Origin of the sequence: Buttiauxella warmboldiae (genome assembly GCF_003818135.1) — a bacterium.
Classification (GTDB): Bacteria; Pseudomonadota; Gammaproteobacteria; order Enterobacterales; family Enterobacteriaceae; genus Buttiauxella; species Buttiauxella warmboldiae.
Window position 1 is genome coordinate 23205 of sequence record NZ_RPOH01000084.1, and the last position, 21404, is coordinate 44608.

The following is a 21404-nucleotide window of genomic DNA, read 5'->3' on the forward strand; positions in this document are numbered from 1 at the left end:
CATGCAAATCCTCTCAATGAGAGGATTTGCATGTGGCAATCCGCTGAAAATCAATAAGTTGATTTCCCTGGCTTTTTATAGCCCGAGCACCAGCTGGCGCTCCATCTGCGGGTCCAGCAACGTAACATGTAACCCCACCAGCCTTACCCCTCGCCCACCCCGACGCTCTTCCCACGTTTTCATCGCGGTGGCAATTAAATCTGCTTTATTGAGCTGCGGCCAGACATGCTCCTGGGTGGTTTGCTGGAAATCAGTAAACTTGAGTTTGATCCCCTGGCGGGCAATCAGTAAATCGGGTTTCACCTTTTTCAGACGTCGCTCAAGCTCGGGGTAGAGTAAGTCAATGATGGCCTCGCACTCCTGCCACTCATGGATATCCTCAGCCAGCGTTTTCTCAACTCCCACTGATTTACGCTGCCGCTCGCTGTTTATTTCGCGCTCATCGATGCCCTGACTGCGTTCCCATAACACGCGCCCAAACTTACCAAAACGTTTCAGTAATGAGGCTAAATCGGTGTTTTGTACGTCATAACAGGTGCGCAGCCCTAAACTTTCCAGCTTTCCCGCCGTCACTTTGCCCACGCCCGGAATTTTCCCCAGCGGCAAAGTTTGCAAAAAACCGGGAATCTCATCAGGGGTTATCACATATTGCCCGTTGGGCTTATTCAGGTCAGAGGCGATTTTGGCAAGAAACTTTACCGGAGCGATACCCGCAGAAGCAGTGAGATGAAGCTCATCGGCGATGGCCTGACGAATTTCCCTGGCCATCAGCGTCGCTGAACCGTGGCAGTTCAGGCTATCGCTCACATCCAGGTAGGCCTCATCCAGCGACAGGGGTTCGATAAGCGTGGTGTAGCGGCTAAATATTTCACGGATATGGTTCGAGGCGGCTTTGTATGCGTCAAAACGCCCCGGTAAAAGCGTCAGATGCGGGCATAATTTAAACGCCATTGCCGTCGACATCGCGCTGTGCACGCCAAATTTTCGCGCCGGATAATTAGCGGTGCTGATAACGCCACGCCGTTGCGCGCTGCCGCCAATCGCTAACGGGATATCCCGTAAGGACGGGTTATCACGCATCTCTACGGCGGCAAAAAAGCAGTCCATATCGACATGAATGATTTTACGCATACTTTTTACACCCGTTAGTTTACTGGATAAGTATACAGTTAAAATAACAGGAGAGGAAAGTCGCTATAGTCGCGGTAAAAAAAACCTCCCGGCATACGGGAGGTTTCAGAGGCTTATAAAATGCGGTTTTGCTGAAGTTTTGCCTGCCGCTCAGCTTTCGCGATGCGTTTCTTACGCGCATCGCATGGCTCAGGACAATTACAAACTTTCTCCATGCCAAGCGCGGCAATCCCTCCGCAGCTTCCCTGAAGCGTTTTGCGCTTCACAATCACGCCCAGCGACATACCGAATATCACCAGAATAAAAATGGCGAAGGTGGCTAAAAATACCGTCAGCATAGGTGCTCCCGTCAGCCGCCGAAGTCGTCGAGCATGATATTTTCATCCTCAACGCCCAGCTCTTTCAGCATCTTGATCACCGCAGCATTCATCATTGGCGGCCCACACATATAGAATTCACAATCTTCCGGAGCCGGATGGCTGCGCAGATAGTTTTCCAACAATACGTTATGAATGAAGCCGGTGTAACCCGTCCAGTTATCTTCAGGCTGCGGATCGGAAAGCGCCACGTTAAACGTGAAGTTCGGGTTTTCCTGCGCCAGTTTTGCAAACTCGTCTTCATAGAACATTTCACGCAGAGAACGGGCTCCGTACCAGAAGCTCATTTTACGCGTGCTGTGAAGGCGTTTAAGCTGATCGAAGATGTGTGAACGCATTGGTGCCATACCGGCGCCACCGCCAATAAACACCATTTCAGCATCCGTTTCTTTGGCAAAGAACTCACCAAACGGCCCGGAGATGGTCACTTTGTCACCCGCTTTCAACGACCAGATATAGGAGGACATAATGCCCGGAGGCGCATCTGGCACATTCGGCGGTGGCGTAGCGATACGCACGTTCAGCATAATGATGCCGGCTTCATCCGGGTAGTTCGCCATGGAATAAGCACGAACACACGGCTCTTTCACCACTGATTTGAAGCGGAAAAGGTTGAACTTATCCCAGTCGCCACGGTACTCCTCAGGAACGTCGAAGTCCTGATAGTTCACTTCGTGAGGCGGGCTTTCAATCTGGATATACCCCCCCGCACGGAATGGCACTACGTCGCCGTCAGGAATGCGCAGCTTCAGCTCTTTAATGAACGTTGCTTTGTTATCGTTAGAGATAACCTCACATTCCCATTTTTTCACGCCGAAGATCTCTTCCGGCAGCTCAATTTTCATATCCTGCTTAACCGCCACCTGACAGGCAAGACGGCACCCCTCTTTCGCTTCACGCCTGGTGATATGCGAAAGCTCGGTTGGCAGAATATCACCGCTGCCTTCTTTAATCGTCACCCGGCACTGCCCGCATGAGCCACCGCCGCCGCAGGCTGAGGAGATAAAAATCCCCTGGTTTGACAGCGTATTAAGCAGCTTGTCACCTGCCGGTGCATGAAACTGTTTATCTGCCTCGTTGTTAATCTCAATCAGCACATCGCCGGAGTTCACAAGCTTTGACTTGGCAAACAGAATCATCAGCGCCAGAGCCAGAACAATTAGCGTGAACATCACCACGCCAAGAATAATTTCCATACTTTTTCGCCCTTATAGCTGCACACCGGAGAATGACATAAAGCCCAGCGCCATTAATCCAGTGGTGATAAAGGTAATTCCCAAACCACGCAATCCTGCGGGCACATTGGCATACTTCATCTTTTCGCGAATACCAGCCAGCGCGACGATTGCCAGCATCCAGCCCACGCCGGAGCCGATACCGTAAACAATGGATTCGCCAAAGCTGTAATCACGCTGCACCATAAACGACACGCCACCAAAGATGGCGCAGTTAACGGTAATCAGCGGCAGGAAGATACCTAGCGCGTTGTAGAGCGCCGGGAAGAAACGATCGAGGATCATTTCGAGGATTTGCACCAGGGCGGCAATCACGCCAATGAAGGTGATAAAGTTGAGGAAACTAAGATCTACCCCCTCAACCAGCGCGCCGTCACGAAGCACCAGGTTATAAACCAGGTTATTCGCAGGTACTGCAATCCCTAAAACAACGGTGACCGCAATTCCCAGGCCAAATGCCGTGGATACCTTCTTGGAAACCGCAAGAAAAGTACACATGCCGAGGAAGAACGCGAGCGCCATGTTTTCGATAAACACCGCGCGCACAAACAGACTAATCATATGTTCCATAGTCAGTTAGTCCTTTTCCTGCTGCGCAGGCTTCAGCGTACGCAGTGCCCAGATAAGCAGGCCGATAATAAAGAATGCACTCGGCGCCAGCAGAAACATCCCGTTTGGCTGATACCAGCCACCGTTCTGCACCGTTTCTAACACCGTGATACCAAATAGCTTGCCGCTTCCGATAAGCTCACGCAGGAAGCCCACCAGCAGCAGAATAACGCCATAGCCGAGGCCGTTACCGATACCATCCATAAAGCTCGCCAGCGGCGGTGACTTCATGGCGTAGGCTTCGGCACGCCCCATAACGATGCAGTTAGTAATGATCAAACCGACAAACACCGATAGCTGCTTGGAGATCTCGTAAGCATAAGCGCGCAACACCTGATCCACGACGATAACCAGCGAAGCAATAATCGCCATCTGCACGATGATGCGCACACTGTTTGGGATCAGGTTGCGGATCATTGAGATGAACATGCTGGAAAACGCGGTCACCACTGTTACCGCGATGGTCATCACGAACGCGGTTTCCAGTTTCGTCGTCACCGCCAGCGCCGAACAAACGCCGAGTATTTGCAAGGCAATAGGGTTGTTATCCACCAGCGGGCTAACCAGTACCCGCTTGACCTCTTTCATGTCTGACATATCAGCCATTGTTGAGCGCTCCTTCACGAACCTGTTTCAGGAAAGGGCCAAAACCAAGCTCACCCATCCAGAAATCAAAAGTGTGTTGTACTCCATTTGCCGTAAGCGTGGCGCCGGATAAACCATCTACCCCGTATTCATCGCCCTGACGCGCCCCGCCTTTTACTACGCGTAGCGCTGGCTGGCCGTTGTCGTCCAGCAATTTCTTACCGACCCACTTCGCCCGCCAGGTTGGGTTTTCAATTTCCCCTCCAAGCCCGGGGGTTTCCCCCTGATCGTAGTAAGTGATGCCTTTCACCGTGCGGCCATCCGTTTGCAGGGAGACAAAAGCGTTCATCATCGACCACAAACCTTTGCCATAAACCGGCAGGACAACTTCCTGCACTTTGTTTTGCTCGTCACGCACCAGATAGATTTCCACGATGTTGCTGCGGCGTTTGATCCCGGCGCGGTCATCATTTGACGCAAGCTCTACGCTTTGCTGCGGGTCACGCAGTGCGGCGGCCTGGTCGAACTTAGCCGGGTCTTTATCGAGCATTTCACCAGATTTCAGATCCAACAAACGCGGTGTAATGCGGGATTCAAAAGTCGTTTTCACCGCCTCGCCGCTCATCTTTGGGGTGGCAAGGCCTGCCACGTCCAGAATGTTGCGCTGTTTATCCAGGGCTTTTTGCTGCTGCTGACGCGATTTCAGACCAACGGCTGAACCGGCCACCACCACGGAGCACACCAGACAAAGCACCAGCACCACCAGCAGCGTTCTGCCAATGCTATCGTTACTTTTCATTTCAGCCACGCGACTTCCTCCGCTTGATATTGGCTTGCACCACCAGGTAATCGAACAATGGCGCAAAGAGGTTGGCGAACAGGATCGCCAGCATCATCCCTTCTGGATAGGCCGGGTTAACGACGCGAATCAGGACGCACATCACACCGATGAGTGCCCCGTACCACCATTTACCTTTATTGGTAAACGAGGCTGAAACCGGGTCGGTTGCCATGAACATCATGCCGAAAGCAAAGCCACCCAACACGAGGTGCCAGTACCACGGCATCGCAAATAGCGGGTTGGTTGCAGAACCAATGAAGTTAAACAAGGTTGCAGTGGCAATCATGCCGAGCAAAACGCCCGCCACAATGCGCCAGGAGGCTACGCGGCCAAACAGAATAATGGCACCGCCAATCAGGATCATCAGCGTGGAAACTTCACCAATGGAACCCGGAATGTTACCCAGGAAAGCATCCATCCAGGTGACAGGTTGGCCTGTGACAACATTAACTAATGCTTCGCCGCCACCATGAGACCACTGTGAAAGCGGAGTCGCACCGGAGAAACCATCCGCCGCAGTCCACACCAAATCACCAGAGATTTGCGCAGGGTAAGCGAAGAACAGGAACGCGCGCCCCGCCAGTGCCGGGTTGAGGAAGTTACGCCCTGTCCCACCGAAGATCTCTTTCGCAATCACCACGCCGAAACTGATACCCAATGCCGCTTGCCAGAGAGGTAACGTCGGCGGAACCACCAGCGCAAACAGGATGGAGGTCACGAAGAAACCTTCGTTAACTTCATGTTTGCGGATGATGGCAAACAGCACTTCCCAGAAACCGCCGACCAGGAATACCGTCATGTAGATTGGCAGGAAGAAGACCGCACCCAGGGTCATCATGCTTATCCAGCCGGCATCAGGCGTGAAGTTCACCCCCAGCCACTGCGCAACGGCATAATGCCAGTCAGCAGCAATCACCTGTTGGAGCTGCTCTGCGCCGTACATCTTGTTCAGCGCCGGAATAGTTTGCAGCCCGACGTTGTACATCCCCCAGAACATGGCGGGGAAGACCGCAAACCACACCAGAATCATCATGCGCTTCAGATCGATGGCATCACGAACGTGGGAGGCTCCCGGCGTGACGATGCCTGGCGTATAAAACAGCGTCGCCGTCGCTTCAAAGAGCGGGTAATATTTTTCTAGCTTTCCGCCTTGCGTAAAGTGCGGCTCTAGTTTTTCAAATAAATGCTTCAAGCCCATGACTTATCCTTCCTGCTCGATGCGGGTTAACACCTCGCGTAGCACCGGGCCATACTCGTATTTCCCAGGGCAAACATAGGTACAAAGCGCCAAATCTTCTTCATCCAGCTCCAGGCACCCCAGCGCCTGCGCGCTGTCGGTGTCTCCCGCCAGTAAGTCGCGCAATAACATGGTTGGCAGAATATCCAACGGTATCACCCGTTCATAGTTACCAATGGGCACCATTGAACGCTCGCCGCCGTTGGTATCTGTTGAGAAGTTAAATAATTTACGCTTCAGGAAGTGGCCCACTGTCGTGCGGGTAATCGAGAATTTATCGACCCCTGGCATCACCCAGCCAAACAGCTCTTTTTCACGCCCTTCTTTCAGAACGGTGACCTGCAGGTGGAAACGGCCAAGCCAGGCCCGCGGGCCTGCAGCATGGGTTCCACTGAGTACCGAACCGGAAACAATGCGATTTTCGCCCGCGGCGAGTTCGCCGGCCGTCAGCGCTTCGAGTGAAGCCCCTAAACGGGTGCGGATCAAGCGAGGCTTGTTAACCTGCGGCCCGGCTAGCGCGATGACGCGTTCGGTCCACAGTTCGCCTTCAACGAAGAGTTTGCCGATGGCAATAACGTCCTGGTAGTTAAGATGCCAGACTGTTTTTTGCAGGCTGACCGGCTCCAGGAAGTGAATATGCGTTCCGACTAACCCAGCAGGATGTGGACCGGCAAATTCATTAAAAGCAATCTGCCCGACGGAATGGCCACCCAGCTTGCCACCGCTCGCCTGGCAGACGTGAATTTTGCCATCGGTCAGCCGGGACAATACCGTTAATCCCGCATCAAACATGGCGCGATGCGCACGAATGATGGGTTGCGGATCGGCAGCTAACGGGTTGGTATCAATGGCCGTCACAAAAATGGCGGCAGGCACGCTGGCGGGCTGCGGCGTTTTACTAAACGGGCGGGTACGTAGCGCAGTCCACAAGCCTGAAGAGAGCAGCTGCGCCTGGACAGTTTCACGCGGCAGCCCGGCAAGGCTTTCAGGGGTGAAACGCTCGAAAACCACCTGATCATCGCTTTGCACCTCAATCACCAAGGATTGCAGTACGCGGCGTTCACCACGATTAATGGCCGCTACCGTTCCACTCGCAGGCGCGGTAAAAAGCACGCCAGGATTCTTTTTATCTTCGAAGAGAGGCTGCCCTTTCAATACCTTGTCGCCTTCCTGCACCAGCATAGAAGGACGCATACCCACGTATTCTTCACCGAGCAGGGCCACGAAAGGTATCGCCGGGCCGTCATGAATTTGCTGCTCCGGCAAGCCGGCAATAGGCAAATCCAGCCCTTTTTTGATTTTTATCATAAGGTTATCACGTTTAAAATTGGCTTAAACATACCGACAAAAAACTGTAGCCGACAACGGATGGTCGAAACAGGGTTCAACCGATGCGACACATAAGGCGGATAAAACAGGAAACGCATCCATTCACTATTGCGAGAGGGAGGTATAAGCCGCCCGGATAACCGGGGCAGCTGACTGATGGATAGTTTCCGTTCATATCCGCAGGTCAACATTCGGCGGGGATTTTACCATCATTAGCGGCTATAAGGGGCAGAAATCAGCGCAAAGATATGCAGCAATGCGAGCTGTTACGCAAAAAATACCCGATCCCGCTTTATCGGCATATTACTTAACGGCTATTTATATGTACCAGGGATCCGTTTCAGGCTTGCGAAAATTCGCAACGATGCTAATGTGAGCGCTCCTAATCCAGAGCATTCTGATTTCGGGTCTCTTTTTGCCGTCCTGGCATTTGGTATAAGTTTTATCAAGGAATAAAGCAGTATGCGTAAGATCGCACTCGTTATTGCGATGCTTCTGATGCCGTGTATGTCGTTTGCAAGCTTTCTGAGCGGCAATACCTCAACCACGCCCGTCAGTAAAGAATTCAAGCAGCAACTTATGGGCTCTCCTGTTTATATTCAGATATTTAAGGAAGAGCGCACGCTGGAGCTATATGTGAAGATGGGCGAACAGTATCAACTGCTCGACAGCTATAGCATCTGCAACTATTCCGGCGGCTTAGGGCCAAAACAGCGTCAGGGTGACTTTAAAAGTCCTGAAGGTTTTTATCACGTAACCCGTAGCCAGCTAAAGCCTGATAGCCGTTTCTATAAAGCCATTAATATCGGCTTCCCGAACGAGTTCGATCGCCAGCACGGTTATCAAGGCCAGTATCTGATGATTCATGGTGCCTGCGTGTCGGTTGGCTGCTATGCCATGACGGACACCAACATTGATGAGATTTTTCAGTTTGTTACCGGTGCGCTGGTCTTCGGCCAGCCGGGCGTACAGGTCAGCATCTACCCCTTCCGCATGACAGATGCCAACATGCAGCGCCATAAGTACTCTTATTACATCAACTTCTGGAAACAGCTGAAGCCGGGTTATGACTACTTCGTGGCGAATCGCCAGCCGCCTGCCGTTTCAGTCGTCAACGGTAATTATGTGATTGGTAAGCCGCCTGTTGCAACGACACAGCCGCAGCTGGCATCAAACTACCCGCTCCCCGAAACAAAATAGTTCCGACTCGCCTGGCGCAATTTTGTGCCAGGCTTCATTACCCGTCAGGGGCTGAGTGGCGATCACCGTGACCACATCGTTAAGCGTGGTCTCTTGCTGAAAGTCAATTTCCACATCCTGGTCCAGCAGTTTTGCCACGCCAAACGGCGCCCGTCGCGTAATCCAGTATAAGTTGGTGGAACAAAACGCCATCACGTAGCGCCCATCTGACAACAGCATATTGAACACGCCCTTTTCCCGCAGCTGCAGCGCAAGTTCGGTGATATAGCGGAACACGGCCTGCATATTGCCAGGCGTGCGCGGGTAACGCTGCGTCAGCTTATGGAGCAGCCAGCAAAAGGCCTGTTCGCTGTCCGTTTCGCCAATGGGGCGAAATGGCCCGGTATCCAGCGAGCGGTGGCCTTTGAGCTGACCGTTGTGGGCATAGGTCCAGTTGCGGCCCCATAACTCACGCGTAAAAGGGTGGGTATTCTCAAGAGCGACTTTTCCACGGTTCGCCTGGCGAATATGGGCGACCACCGAACAGGATTTGATCGGATAATCCTGCACCAGTTTTGCGATGGGAGAATTAAAACTCGGCTGCGGATCTTTGAATGTACGACAACCTTTACCTTCATAGAAAGTAATGCCCCAGCCGTCTTTATGCGGCCCCGTTCCCCCACCCCGCTGCACCAGGCCGGTAAAGCTAAAGCAAATATCCGTTGGTACGTTGGCGCTCATCCCGAGCAGTTCGCACATATTAACCTCCCACGACTTTTAAGCCCCCTCCCCCTCCCCTGAAGGAGAGGGGACAAGGTCGGGCAAAACTTAAGCCTTAACCATCTCTTTTTCGATAAGCTGGATCAGGATATGAATCACTTTGATGTGAATTTCCTGAATACGATCGGCATAACCAAAATGCGGCACGCGAATTTCGATATCCGCCTCACCCGCCATTTTGCCGCCGTCTTTGCCGGTCAGGGTGATGACTTTCATGCCTTTAGCGCGGGCGGCTTCAATCGCTTTAATCACATTGCCGGAGTTGCCTGAAGTGGAAATCCCCAGTAACACATCGCCCTCACGCCCTACCGCTTCCAGGTAACGGGAGAAGATGTAGTCGTAGCCGAAATCGTTGCTCACGCAAGAAATGTGGCTGACGTCAGAAATCGCAATGGCCGGGTAGCCCGGACGGTTTTCGCGATAGCGCCCGGTCAACTCTTCAGCAAAGTGCATGGCGTCGCAATGCGAACCGCCGTTGCCGCAGGACAACACTTTACCGCCGGCTTTGAAGCTATCCGCTAACAGCACGGCTGCACGCTGAATAGCGTGAATGTTCGCGTCATCTTTCAGGAAGTTAGCCAGGGTGTCGGCTGCTTCATTCAATTCATTACGAATAAGATCCTGGTACATGAGGATGTCCTTGAGCAGTTTTCGATTGATTAACCCCGGCAGTTTACCGGATAGCGCGAGAATCGCCATATCCTCCTGCATTTGCCGTTTTGTGCGCTAACAATGTGAGCGAGGTTGTAATTATTTTGTGAATACATTGCTAAAGAAAAGCACATAAACTAAAACCAATACATCTAAGTGGTCAGACCTCCTACAAGCAAGGGAGTTTCCTTTATGTTAATTTTGAGTATTGTCGCAACCGTTGTGCTCCTCGGTGTGCTTTTCTATCACCAGGTCAATTTACTGCTCAGTAGCGCCATTCTGCTGGCGTGGGCGGCAGCGCTTGGTTTCGTCGGAATCTGGTCAATCTGGGTATTGGTCCCGCTGGCGATTATGATGGTGCCGTTTGTCTTCACGCCAATACGTAAATCGCTGATTTCCGCCCCGGTCTTCCGTAGCTTCCGCAAAGTCATGCCGCCCATGTCGCGCACCGAAAAAGAGGCTATCGACGCCGGTACCACCTGGTGGGAAGGCGACCTGTTCCGCGGTAAGCCTGACTGGGAAAAACTGCATAACTACCCGCAGCCAAAGCTGACTGAAGAAGAGCAAGCCTTTATCGACGGCCCGGTTGAGGAAGCCTGCCGTATGGCGAATGACTTCCAGATCACCCACGAAATGGCCGATTTACCGCCAGAGCTGTGGGCCTATTTAAAAGAACATCGCTTCTTCGCGATGATCATCAAAAAAGAGTACGGTGGGCTGGAGTTTTCCGCTTATGCGCAAGCTCGCGTGCTGCAAAAATTGTCTGGTGTTTCCGGGATCCTGGCGATAACCGTCGGCGTACCTAACTCATTAGGCCCGGGTGAACTGCTGCAACATTACGGTACCGAAGAGCAGAAAGATTATTACCTGCCGCGCCTGGCGCGCGGGCAAGAGATCCCATGCTTTGCCTTGACCAGCCCGGAAGCAGGTTCCGATGCAGGCGCGATCCCAGATACCGGCGTAGTCTGCATGGGCGAATGGCAGGGCCAGCAGGTTCTCGGTATGCGTCTGACCTGGAACAAGCGCTATATTACGCTGGCGCCTATCGCCACCGTTCTGGGTCTGGCATTTAAACTCTCCGACCCGGACCATTTGCTGGGCGATGAAGAAGATCCCGGTATTACCTGCGCGTTGATCCCAACGCATACCCCGGGGGTGGAAATTGGCAAACGCCACTTCCCGCTCAACGTACCGTTCCAGAACGGCCCAACCCGCGGTAAAGATATTTTCGTCCCGATCGATTACATCATTGGCGGGCCGAAAATGGCCGGTCAGGGCTGGCGTATGCTGGTTGAATGTCTCTCCGTTGGCCGTGGCATTACTCTGCCGTCCAACTCAACCGGCGGATTGAAATCGGTTGCTATGGCAACCGGCGCTTATGCCCACATCCGCCGCCAGTTCAGGATCTCTATCGGTAAAATGGAAGGGATTGAAGAACCACTGGCGCGTATTGCCGGTAACGCATACGTGATGGATGCAGCGGCTTCACTTGTTACGTATGGGATTATGCTCGGTGAAAAACCGGCGGTTCTGTCGGCTATCGTGAAGTACCACTGTACCCACCGCGGCCAGCGCGCCATTTTGGATGCGATGGATATCGTCGGCGGCAAAGGCATTATGCTGGGTAATTCAAACTTTGTGGCCCGTGCCTATCAGGGTGCGCCTATCGCAATCACCGTTGAAGGCGCCAATATCCTGACCCGCAGCATGATTATCTTCGGCCAGGGCGCTATTCGCTGCCATCCATATGTTCTCGACGAGATGACGGCGGCACAAAACAACGACGTTAACGCATTTGATAAGCTGCTGTTTAAGCATATTGGTCACGTGGGCAGCAACAAAATGCGTAGCCTGTGGCTCGGTTTAACCAACGGTCTGACCAGCGCCACGCCGACCAGAGATTCAACCAAACGTTATTATCAGTATATGAACCGCCTGAGCGCTAACCTTGCGTTGCTCTCAGACGTATCAATGGCGGTGTTGGGCGGCAGCCTCAAGCGTCGCGAACGCATCTCCGCACGTCTGGGCGATGTGTTGAGCCAGCTGTATCTCGCATCTTCAGTGCTCAAACGCTACGAGGACGAAGGCCGCCACGAAGCAGATTTACCGCTGGTGCACTGGGGCGTGCAGGATGCGCTGTATCAGGCAGAACAAGCGATTGACGGCCTGCTGCGTAACTTCCCGAACGCATTTGTGGCCAGCATGCTGCGTGTCGTTATCTTCCCATTGGGCCGCCGTTACAACGCACCATCGGACAAACTGGACCATAAACTGGCGAAGATCATGCAGATCCCATCGGCAACCCGTTCACGTATCGGGCGTGGCCAATACCTGACGCCAGGCGAGTTCAACCCGGCGGGTCTGCTGGAAGAAGCGCTGATGGACGTCATGGCCGCTGAGCCCATTCATCTGCGCATCAGCAAAGAAACCGGGCGTAATTTCTCGTTTACCCGCCTGGATGAGCAAGCTAAGCAGTGGCTGGCGGAAGGGCGAATCAACGCGGAAGAAGCGGCGATCCTCACCAAAGCGGAAGCCAGCCGTCTGCGCAGTATCAACGTCGATGAGTTTGAGCCGGAGGAGCTGGCAACCCTGCCGGTAAAGGTGCCGGAAAAGCATCGTAAGATTGAAGCCGCATAAGCAGGTTATGCTCTAAAAACCCCGCTCGCGGGGTTTTTTATTGCCCAACAAAAGCCAGCGAACTCATGCTAAAGTAAATACAACACTGCTTATCATGAGGCTTCCGATGGTGTCTGGTTTGAAAATTACTCTGCTGCAACAGCCGCTAGTCTGGATGGATGGCGCAGCTAACCTGCGTCATTTTGATGTGCAGCTGGATAGCATTCACGGCCGCGACCTGATTATCCTGCCTGAAATGTTCACCACCGGTTTTGCTATGGAGGCCGCCACACAATCGCTTACGGAAGAAGAAGTGATTGACTGGATGCAGTTTAAAGCCCAGCAAACTCAGGCTATGATTGCCGGAAGCGCCGCTCTCCAGACCGAACGTGGGCCGGTAAACCGTTTTCTGCTGGTACAGCCTGATGGCAAAGTGCATTTCTATGATAAACGCCACCTGTTCCGCATGGCGGATGAGCATCATCATTATCAGGCAGGCAACGAACGGGTCATTGTTGAATGGCGCGGCTGGCGTATTCTGCCGCAGGTTTGCTACGACTTGCGCTTCCCGGTGTGGTCACGCAACCGCAACGATTACGATCTGGCGCTGTATGTGGCTAACTGGCCTGCCCCACGGTCGCTGCACTGGCAAAGTTTGTTGATTGCTCGGGCGATTGAAAACCAGGCCTATGTCGCTGGCTGCAACCGCGTTGGCACTGACGGTAACGGGCATCATTACCGTGGCGACAGTAAGATCATTAACCCGCAGGGGGAAATTCTGGCGAATGGCGAAGCCCATCAGGCAATGCGTCTTGACGCTGATTTGTCACTGATTGCGTTACAGGAATATCGTGACAAGTTCCCCGCCTGGCAGGATGCCGACCCTTTTAGTTTGTAACTTCCCCCGCCTTCCCCTGTGCGTCGTCCACCGCCAGGGGAGATTAAAAACGGCAGCAGATAAAAAATATGATCTGCTTATCGCCTCCACACCCCGTGCAATGCCACACTAATTGACCAGCAAACTATGCGTATGAACGGAGCCGATCTGCCCATGAAAGCCAGTATCGGGTTGTTGATTCTTTCCCCGGGCCACTCATCTGCCTGAAATACAGGGTATGCTGGCAGGGAAACCACCAGGTAAGGTAAATATTATGATGCGAGACAATATCGATCGCCCGGCAATCGTCAATGAGGTGAGTGCCGCTTTTTACCGCTACGAGCAGGCGTTAATCAACAACGATGTTGCGGTACTGGATGAGTTATTCTGGTCCGATCCGCGCACCGTGCGTTACGGCATCAGTGAGAATCTGTATGGCATTGATGAAATTAGAGCCTTCAGAAATACCCGCTCTTCACCAGGATCAGAGCGCCTTTTGCAAAATACCACTATCACCACTTACGGTGATGACATGGCGGTAGCCAGCACGGAATTTACCGGCGAAGGCAGCGGTAAGATTGGCCGCCAGATGCAAACCTGGGTCAAATTTCCTTACGGCTGGCGCATAGTCGCCGCACACATCAGTTTGATCGGTTAAAGATTATGGGCGTGTTGGCCGCTAGCGCTGGCTGGCGCATGCTGAAAAAGTCACTGTGATGTGGGATATAGCGAACAAGCTGGGGTTTCGAAGGAGTAAAACGACGAAAGCCTGAATCATTGCTGATTCAGGCTTTCTAATTGTGGCGGAACGGACGGGACTCGAACCCGCGACCCCCTGCGTGACAGGCAGGTATTCTAACCGACTGAACTACCGCTCCGCGTTTTGTTCCCCGTCGGGAACGAGGCAGATAATACGGATAGCTCCGGTGAGCGTCAACGTTTTTTCTTATAAAACTAATCGTTTGCCGTTAATTTCACCGGAGTGGTGATTTTTACTCCATCAACGCTGTTTTTACATCCGCCACAGACAACTTCCGCCCTTTTTTTCCACCAGGTCGAGCCGCGATTCATGCGCCTCCAGCTCGGCTTCGCTGGCACGAATAACGCGGATACCGGAACTGCGGCGCACAACACGCTCAATCCCGTTATTCCCACTGCGCTGCTGCACGTCCCCTTCCATGGCAAACTTCAGCGACGTTTGCCCGCCGGTCATCATTAAATAGACGTCGGCCAGGATTTGGGCATCGAGCAGTGCGCCGTGCAGCGTACGCTTGCTATTGTCTATTTCGTAACGCGAGCATAACGCATCAAGGCTGTTACGCTTGCCCGGGAACATCTTACGGGCGAGCGCCAGGCTGTCGGTAACTTTGCAGAAGGTATTGGTTTTGGGATATCGCGTTTGAGTTTGCCGAACTCATAGTCCATAAACCCGATATCAAACGATGCGTTATGGATAACCAGCTCTGCGCCACGGATGTAATCCATAAACGAGTCGGCAACCTGATCAAAGGTGGGTTTATCTGCCAGAAACTCATCGGCAATGCCATGCACGCCGAACGCTTCCGGGTCCACCAGCCGATCAGGCTTTAAGTAGACATGGAAGTTATTCCCCGTCAGGCGGCGGTTGATCACTTCAACCGCGCCAATTTCAATAATACGGTGCCCTTCGTAGTGAGCACCGATCTGGTTCATACCGGTGGTTTCTGTATCGAGGACGATCTGTCGTGTAATTGCTGTGCTCATGGCGCTCGTTTATGTCAGACTTGGTTTTTTTAATCACAGGAAGTCTACCAGAGATGCGCAAACAGGTAGAAATTTTCACCGATGGTTCATGCCTCGGTAACCCGGGGCCGGGTGGGTATGGGGCTATTTTACGCTATAAACAGCACGAAAAAACTTTTAGCGAAGGCTTTCGCTTAACCACCAACAACCGTATGGAGTTGATGGCGGCAATCGTGGCGCTTGAAGCGCTGGTTGAACATTGCGATGTGGTACTAAGCACCGACAGCCAGTACGTGCGTCAGGGAATTACCCAGTGGATTCATAACTGGAAAAAACGCGGCTGGAAAACGGCCGATAAAAAACCGGTCAAGAATGTCGATTTATGGCAGCGCCTGGACGCCGCATTAAGCGAGCATAAAATCAGTTGGGAATGGGTGAAAGGCCATGCCGGTCACCCTGAGAACGAACGCTGTGATGTTCTCGCCCGCGAGGCGGCCTCTAATCCAACTCGCGAGGATGTGGGCTATCAGCCGGAGACGACGACGCTTTAGTCGTTTCACGAAACTGCCGGGTTGCGCCCACCGCTGAACGAATGGGCGTTTTTGCTTTGCGGCTTTTCATGGGGTTAAGCGTAAGTGGCAAAGTCCGCTTACGCGCCACAATCACATGCATACATCCCAATGCCGGAAGGTGAGCGCTGAGCAGTTTGCCACCTTGTTTACTCCAGGGTAAAACCTGGAAACTGCGCTGGTGCATCACTTCAAAATTGAGCAGCGCCAGCCAGTCAGCCAGCCTCATCGGCGTGAACATCCGACAATGATAGGGCATCCGCTTACGGACAAATGGCACGGCTTTGCCCAGGCCCAACAAGCTCACCGGGTTAAAGCTGCTGAGCATTAACCATCCATCATCGATCAACACCCGATCGGCTTCGCGCAGTAGCCCATGAGGATCCTGGCACCAGGGTAAGGTATGAGCCAGCATACAGGCATCGACGGATTTAGCCGCAAAAGGCAAATGTAGCGGATCGGCATTCACCTGCAGCCGTTCGCCTTGTAGAGCAACATTAACCTGATGTGAAATAGCGCAGGCTTCCGTGTTAATTTCAGTGCTTAAATGACCAATCTTCAGCAGATGGAAACCAAACATCTTCGCAAGCCATGGCTGAAGCTGTGTTTCCAGCGCCTCACGGTAGTACTCGCCCCAGGGCAGCTCTCCCCAGTGATGCGGTGAACTGAAATATTCAGGTATCCTTGCCGGTTTCATCACTACCTACTTAGCGCAATTCAAAGAGGTTGAATTATGAATCTTAACAGTATTTCCGCATTGCAGGACAACTACATCTGGGTTCTCAATAATGAACAGGGTAAATGCATCATCGTTGACCCGGGTGAGGCTTATCCGGTGTTAAAAGCGCTTGATGAGAATCACTGGCAGCCAGAAGCCATTTTACTGACGCACCACCACCACGACCATGTTGGCGGCGTAAAAGAACTTGTCAAAAAGTACCCGGGCCTTGTGGTATACGGTCCCGAAGAGACGCAAGATAAGGGAACGAACCGGGTAGTCAGAGAAGGTGATACGGTCAATATTTTAAAGTATGAATTTAGCGTAATTGCTACACCCGGTCACACTTCAGGACATCTCTGTTTCTATAGTGCCCCTTATCTTTTTTGCGGCGATACAATGTTTTCCGGCGGCTGCGGCAGGCTTTTTGAAGGTACTGCACAAGATATGTATCAATCCTTTCAAAAACTTAATCAACTACCCGCTGAAACATTGATTTGCTGTGCGCACGAGTACACGCTTTCAAATATAAAATTTTCCTTATCTATTCTTCCCGGCGATGACGCATTAAACCGATACTGTCGAAAAGTTAAGGAGTTACGTGCAAAAAACCACTCAACCTTACCGAGTTCCCTGCAAAATGAGCGCGAAATAAATTTATTTCTCAGAACCGATGATATTGATTTAAAAGAAAAAGCCAGCAGAGAGGCAAACTTGCAACAACCACAGCAAATATTCGCCTGGTTAAGGGCAAAGAAAGATGCTTTCTGAATATTCTGGTTGTGTTGCAGGAAAGCGGAAGGTATTCTTGCTCGTCTTTTAAGCAACGATTGACACACACACATGAAGGCAAAAGCGATATTACTCGCCTCTGTCCTGCTTGTGGGGTGCCAGGCGTCAAGGCATGACGGCAACATCCAACAGCACGCACAGAGTCTGTCTGCAGCGGGTCAAGATGAAGCAGGAAAGTACACGGGTTCGCGATGGATGGACGATGGGACATACCTCGCAGATAACCAGAACTTGTGGAACTTCATTGGCGACGAGCTAAAGATGGGGATACCGGAGAATACCCGGATCCGCGAACAGAAACAGAAGTACCTGAAGAATAAGAGCTATCTCCACGATGTAACATTACGGGCAGAGCCGTATATGTACTGGATTGCCGGGCAAGTTAAGAAACGTAACCTGCCAATGGAACTGGTACTGCTACCCATAGTGGAGAGCGCTTTTGACCCCCACGCTACCTCTTCTGCGAATGCCGCTGGCATCTGGCAGATTGTACCAAGCACGGGGCGTAATTATGGTTTAAAGCAGACCAAATCATACGATGCACGTCGTGATGTAGTGGCTTCCACCACTGCCGCACTCGATATGATGCAGCGTCTGAACAAGATGTTTGACGGCGACTGGTTGTTAACCGTGGCGGCGTACAACAGCGGCGAAGGTCGTGTACTGAAGGCAATGAAAGCGAATAAAGCTCGTGGCTTACCTACGGATTTTTGGTCGCTTTCACTGCCACGGGAAACCAAAATTTATGTGCCAAAAATGCTGGCGTTGAGTGATATTCTCAAACACAGCAAAAAGTATGGGGTACGCTTACCGACCACCGACGAAAGCCGTGCGTTAGCGCGTGTGGAAGTGAGCGATCCGGTCAGGCTTGCTCAGGTTGCGGAAATGGCGGGGATGCCACTAAGCACGCTGAAAACCTTCAACGCCGGGGTGAAAACTTCGACTGTGGGTAACAATCAGCGTTATGTGATGGTGCCTAAAAAGCATGCCGAACGGCTAAAAGCCTCTTTGGCTGCGGGTGAAATTGCAGCTGTGCAACCGAGCATGGTCGCTGATAACAGCGTCTCCATCGGTGGCAGTAAATCTTATCGTGTTCGTTCAGGTGATACCTTATCGAGCATTGCATCGCGCTTAGGCGTAAGCACCAAAGATTTGCAGAGCTGGAACGGTATCCGCGGCGCACACATTAAAGTCGGCCAAACTCTTAGCGTTAAAAATGACGCACAGCGTTTAGCTAATAACGATAGCATCACTTATAAGGTGCGTAAGGGTGACTCCTTGTCGAGTATCGCAAAACGTCACGGTGTGAACATCAAGGATGTTCTGCGCTGGAACGATGATACGGACAATCTGAAACCAGGCGATCGGTTGACGCTGTTCGTAAGCAACAACTCTACACCTGATACCTGATTGTTAATCAAAGAAAAAGGCACCTTTTCGGGTGCCTTTTTTGTTTCTGTTTCACAGCATTAGATCTCTTACTTTAGCTCAGGTTTGCCGGGACAGAACTCGACAAGCAGAGGGTTGTGATCGGAGGCGCGAGTCACCAGCACAGAGGCTTCCGTCACGTTTAAGCCGCGGTAAAATACAAAATCAAGTGGGCGACCAAAAGCGCGACGGCGATGGTCGTCAGTAAAACGGACTTCACGCAAAGCCATCTCACGCGCGAAGCGGTATAGCGCATTCATCCTCGGACGACTCCACGCATTAAAATCACCCGCCATAATAATGGGCCCGGTATGGTGACCGATTTGATCGCCAATCGGCCCGAGCTGCTTACTGTAAACATCGACGCCAAGACTGAAATTCACCGCATGGATATTAACCACCATCAGCAAGCGTCCATCAGGCAACGGGTAAACCGTTACTAATGCAGATTTAGACAGGCGTAAAATGGGCTCACGTTCGCGTAAGGGGCAACAGTAAACAGGATGCGCAGCAGAAAGCGTCATCACCCCTGATGGGTGCTGAGGCAGCACAAATGCCGGCACCTGGTCGGCAGCCAGATAATTGCTGGTGGCAAACCTGACCAGCTCGGGAGTCGTTTGCGCCTCCTGTAACAGCACAAGATGGGCATCTTTACCGAAGTTTTGCAGCACTGAAAGCCATTCGGCACGCTGCTGCTTGAAAATATTCCACACTAGTACTTTTAAAGAAGCTTCACTGGGTAAAGGTTCTCCGGGCGGCAATGCCTGGCCAATAGTGGCAAACGAGCCAGGAGGCAGAATGCGTTCTACTGGCTGACCGGCAACATATCTCATGGCATAAGTATTTTTGCGCACGTTTCTACTGATGACCTCTAACCTGAAGAAGCCTCCAGATCGAAGGCTATCTTTCAGTTATAGGGGCTTTGCTGCCGAGTTTCAACGACCAATTCAAACCATTACCGAACCAAACCGTAAGTCCCTGCTAGCAACCTTGTGCTGATAGGGTTGATCGGCAATGGTGGGTACCAGCCCAACAATAACAAATTTGGCGGTACCGATTGCGAATGCAATGATAGTCAGTGCCCAGAGCGCCAGAGACATGATTTACTCTATACCAGATGTCTTTTGATGACACCCAGTATGGCACGATGGTTAAATAACAAAAAAAGGTAAAATATCAATACAATTTTGCTTCAGGAGCAACAATGAAGGCGTCCTCGGAAGAACTGGCGATCTTTGTCGCCGTGGTAGAAAGTGGAAGTTTTAGCCGTGCGGCGATACAACTTGAACTGGCTAATTCCGCAGTTAGCCGCTCGGTGAAGAAACTAGAAATGAAGTTGGGTGTTACGCTGCTTAATCGCACCACACGCCAGCTGAGTCTCACCGAGGAAGGTGAACGCTATTTCCGCCGTGTACAGCAAATTTTGCAGCAGATGGCGGCAGCGGAAAATGAGCTGATGGAGACGCAGCAAAGCCCGCGTGGCTTATTGCGTATAGATGCCGCCACCCCTGTTATGTTGCACCTTTTAATACCGCTAATTAACCCCTTTCGCGAGCGCTACCCGGAAATAACGCTATCTCTCGTCTCCTCGGAGACCTTCATTAACCTGATTGAGCGTAAAGTGGATGTAGCCATTCGTGCGGGCACTCTGACTGATTCAACGCTGCGGGCGAGGCCGCTTTTTACCAGCCAACGTAAAATTATCGCCTCCCCGGAATATTTAGCACGTTACGGTATGCCGCAGCAGGCAGAGGATCTTCAGGATCATCTTTGCCTGGGTTTCTCAGAGACGGAGAGTCTGAATAAGTGGCCAGTAGCCCAGGCTGACGGGCTGCGCTATGACATTACGGCGGGAATCACCTCGAATAGCGGTGAAACCCTCAAGCAGCTATGCCTGGCCGGCAATGGCATTGCCTGTTTGTCTGACTATATGATTAATAAAGAAATAGCTGAAGGGAAGTTTGTGGAATTGCTGACAGACAGACTGCTGCCGGTGGAAATGCCTTTCAGCGCGGTGTACTACAGCGATAGAGCCGTCAGTAGCCGCATCAGGGCATTTATTGATTTCCTGAGCGAATATGTGCAACAGACCTCGCAGGGGCTGCAAGGAAAATGAACCCTATCCTGGAGTCAGACTCTCCGGGCTAACCCGCTAAGCGACAGCCAGCATAACTTATGCCTCTAATAGAAGAATCTACACCTGTAGCAATAGAGATATTTTGCAAATTTCAGACAGCAAAAAGCCCTGAGTCTAAAAGACTCAGGGCTTAAATAAGTGGCGGAACGGACGGGACTCGAACCCGCGACCCCCTGCGTGACAGGCAGGTATTCTAACCGACTGAACTACCGCTCCACCGAATTTCTTTCTTGTTACCACCAGATGTCACATTCTGGCTCTTACTGCTTTGAATTTGGAGCCTGGCAGTTGATGAACTTCGTTCACCCTACGGGCTGTTGCTTCGCAACGTTCAGGCTTCGCCTGTCCTACTCTCTGAGAGTAGAGAACTGCCCCGTATCACCAGGATACAACTTTAATTTAGAGCCTGGCAGTTCCCTACTCTCGCATGGGGAGACCCCACACTACCATCGGCGCTACGGCGTTTCACTTCTGAGTTCGGCATGGGGTCAGGTGGGACCACCGCGCTAGTGCCGCCAGGCATATTCTGTTTCATCAACCGTTACAGGTTATCTGTAACCATCGACTTAAAATCTCGGTTCAGGCTGAAAA

General features: G+C 52.0%; 19 protein-coding genes, 2 tRNA genes, 1 rRNA gene and 3 pseudogenes. 8 read left to right on the forward strand and 17 right to left on the reverse strand.

What is annotated here, in order from left to right:
• Nucleotides 1–75 precede the first annotated feature (75 nt).
• The 8 genes from dinB to EHN07_RS17505 form a co-directional block, all read right to left on the reverse strand.
• On the reverse strand, nt 76–1131 hold the full coding sequence (gene dinB / locus EHN07_RS17470) for a DNA polymerase IV (RefSeq protein WP_124025311.1): 1056 nt from the start codon (nt 1129–1131) through the stop codon (nt 76–78).
• Between the two features lie 113 nt (nt 1132–1244).
• Nucleotides 1245–1469: a (Na+)-NQR maturation NqrM gene (gene nqrM, locus EHN07_RS17475; RefSeq protein ID WP_124025312.1), complete on the reverse strand. Its 225-nt coding sequence runs from the start codon at nt 1467–1469 to the stop codon at nt 1245–1247.
• A gap of 11 nt (nt 1470–1480) precedes the next feature.
• Nucleotides 1481–2704 carry an NADH:ubiquinone reductase (Na(+)-transporting) subunit F gene (gene nqrF, locus EHN07_RS17480; RefSeq protein WP_124025313.1) on the reverse strand — a complete coding sequence of 408 codons (1224 nt, stop codon included), beginning with the start codon at nt 2702–2704 and terminating at the stop codon, nt 1481–1483.
• Nucleotides 2705–2716: 12 nt separating this feature from the next.
• Nucleotides 2717–3313 (reverse strand): NADH:ubiquinone reductase (Na(+)-transporting) subunit E, encoded by a 597-nt coding sequence (nqrE, locus tag EHN07_RS17485; RefSeq protein WP_124025314.1) that lies wholly within the window; start codon nt 3311–3313, stop codon nt 2717–2719.
• A 6-nt stretch (nt 3314–3319) separates the two neighbouring features.
• Nucleotides 3320–3958 (reverse strand): NADH:ubiquinone reductase (Na(+)-transporting) subunit D, encoded by a 639-nt coding sequence (locus tag EHN07_RS17490; protein WP_167467333.1) that lies wholly within the window; start codon nt 3956–3958, stop codon nt 3320–3322.
• Entirely contained in the window at nt 3951–4745 is a 795-nt protein-coding gene (locus EHN07_RS17495) for a Na(+)-translocating NADH-quinone reductase subunit C (RefSeq protein WP_124025315.1), read from the reverse strand. The genes EHN07_RS17490 and EHN07_RS17495 overlap by 8 nt, the downstream gene beginning before the upstream one ends.
• A complete protein-coding gene (locus EHN07_RS17500) occupies nt 4738–5976 on the reverse strand; it encodes an NADH:ubiquinone reductase (Na(+)-transporting) subunit B (protein WP_124025316.1) in 1239 nt (412 codons plus the stop codon). The genes EHN07_RS17495 and EHN07_RS17500 overlap by 8 nt, the downstream gene beginning before the upstream one ends.
• 3 nt (nt 5977–5979) lie before the next feature.
• Nucleotides 5980–7323 (reverse strand): Na(+)-translocating NADH-quinone reductase subunit A, encoded by a 1344-nt coding sequence (locus EHN07_RS17505; protein ID WP_124025317.1) that lies wholly within the window; start codon nt 7321–7323, stop codon nt 5980–5982.
• 483 nt (nt 7324–7806) lie between these two features.
• Between EHN07_RS17505 and dpaA the strand changes: the two genes are divergently transcribed.
• Complete coding sequence (gene dpaA, locus EHN07_RS17510; RefSeq protein ID WP_124025318.1) at nt 7807–8544, forward strand: peptidoglycan meso-diaminopimelic acid protein amidase; 738 nt, start codon at nt 7807–7809, stop codon at nt 8542–8544.
• Here dpaA and EHN07_RS17515 read toward each other — a convergent pair.
• Nucleotides 8515–9282, reverse strand: coding sequence for a class II glutamine amidotransferase (locus tag EHN07_RS17515; RefSeq protein ID WP_124025319.1), 768 nt, complete (start codon nt 9280–9282; stop codon nt 8515–8517). The genes dpaA and EHN07_RS17515 overlap by 30 nt on opposite strands.
• A gap of 69 nt (nt 9283–9351) precedes the next feature.
• On the reverse strand, nt 9352–9933 hold the full coding sequence (gene lpcA / locus EHN07_RS17520) for a D-sedoheptulose 7-phosphate isomerase (protein WP_124025331.1): 582 nt from the start codon (nt 9931–9933) through the stop codon (nt 9352–9354).
• 213 nt (nt 9934–10146) lie between these two features.
• Here lpcA and fadE point away from each other — a divergent pair, with 213 nt between their 5' ends.
• The 3 genes from fadE to hpxZ all read left to right on the forward strand — a co-directional run bounded on the left by fadE (nt 10147) and on the right by hpxZ (nt 14105).
• On the forward strand, nt 10147–12591 hold the full coding sequence (gene fadE / locus EHN07_RS17525) for an acyl-CoA dehydrogenase FadE (protein WP_124025320.1): 2445 nt from the start codon (nt 10147–10149) through the stop codon (nt 12589–12591).
• A 109-nt stretch (nt 12592–12700) separates the two neighbouring features.
• Nucleotides 12701–13468: an amidohydrolase gene (locus EHN07_RS17530; RefSeq protein WP_124025332.1), complete on the forward strand. Its 768-nt coding sequence runs from the start codon at nt 12701–12703 to the stop codon at nt 13466–13468.
• A 253-nt stretch (nt 13469–13721) separates the two neighbouring features.
• Nucleotides 13722–14105: an oxalurate catabolism protein HpxZ gene (gene hpxZ / locus EHN07_RS17535; RefSeq protein WP_124025321.1), complete on the forward strand. Its 384-nt coding sequence runs from the start codon at nt 13722–13724 to the stop codon at nt 14103–14105.
• Between the two features lie 143 nt (nt 14106–14248).
• On the opposite strand, the gene EHN07_RS17540 is transcribed toward hpxZ, so the two are convergent.
• Both EHN07_RS17540 and dnaQ read right to left on the reverse strand, forming a co-directional pair.
• Nucleotides 14249–14325, reverse strand: a tRNA-Asp gene (locus EHN07_RS17540).
• A 134-nt stretch (nt 14326–14459) separates the two neighbouring features.
• Nucleotides 14460–15190 (reverse strand): annotated as a pseudogene (gene dnaQ / locus EHN07_RS17545) (DNA polymerase III subunit epsilon).
• Between dnaQ and rnhA the strand changes: the two are divergent.
• Nucleotides 15144–15720 (forward strand): annotated as a pseudogene (gene rnhA, locus EHN07_RS17550) (ribonuclease HI). The pseudogenes dnaQ and rnhA sit on opposite strands and share 47 nt — an antisense overlap.
• Here rnhA and EHN07_RS17555 read toward each other — a convergent pair.
• Nucleotides 15668–16435 (reverse strand): methyltransferase domain-containing protein, encoded by a 768-nt coding sequence (locus EHN07_RS17555; RefSeq protein ID WP_124025323.1) that lies wholly within the window; start codon nt 16433–16435, stop codon nt 15668–15670. The pseudogene rnhA and the gene EHN07_RS17555 overlap by 53 nt on opposite strands.
• Nucleotides 16436–16471: 36 nt before the next feature.
• Between EHN07_RS17555 and gloB the strand changes: the two genes are divergently transcribed.
• Complete coding sequence (gene gloB / locus EHN07_RS17560) at nt 16472–17227, forward strand: hydroxyacylglutathione hydrolase (RefSeq protein WP_124025324.1); 756 nt, start codon at nt 16472–16474, stop codon at nt 17225–17227.
• A gap of 72 nt (nt 17228–17299) precedes the next feature.
• Entirely contained in the window at nt 17300–18658 is a 1359-nt protein-coding gene (gene mltD / locus EHN07_RS17565) for a murein transglycosylase D (protein WP_124025325.1), read from the forward strand.
• Between the two features lie 68 nt (nt 18659–18726).
• Here the strand turns inward: mltD and EHN07_RS17570 are convergent, their stop codons facing one another.
• Nucleotides 18727–19530: an endonuclease/exonuclease/phosphatase family protein gene (locus tag EHN07_RS17570; RefSeq protein WP_124025326.1), complete on the reverse strand. Its 804-nt coding sequence runs from the start codon at nt 19528–19530 to the stop codon at nt 18727–18729.
• 150 nt (nt 19531–19680) lie between these two features.
• A pseudogene (locus EHN07_RS20730) lies at nt 19681–19776 on the reverse strand (hypothetical protein); the annotation flags it as partial.
• Between the two features lie 104 nt (nt 19777–19880).
• Here EHN07_RS20730 and yafC point away from each other — a divergent pair.
• Nucleotides 19881–20792 carry a DNA-binding transcriptional regulator YafC gene (gene yafC / locus EHN07_RS17575; protein WP_124025327.1) on the forward strand — a complete coding sequence of 304 codons (912 nt, stop codon included), beginning with the start codon at nt 19881–19883 and terminating at the stop codon, nt 20790–20792.
• Between the two features lie 160 nt (nt 20793–20952).
• Here yafC and EHN07_RS17580 read toward each other — a convergent pair.
• Both EHN07_RS17580 and rrf read right to left on the reverse strand, forming a co-directional pair.
• Nucleotides 20953–21029: transfer RNA gene (locus EHN07_RS17580), tRNA-Asp, on the reverse strand.
• A 188-nt stretch (nt 21030–21217) separates the two neighbouring features.
• A 5S ribosomal RNA gene (rrf, locus tag EHN07_RS17585) occupies nt 21218–21333 on the reverse strand.
• Between the last annotated feature and the right edge of the window lie 71 nt (nt 21334–21404).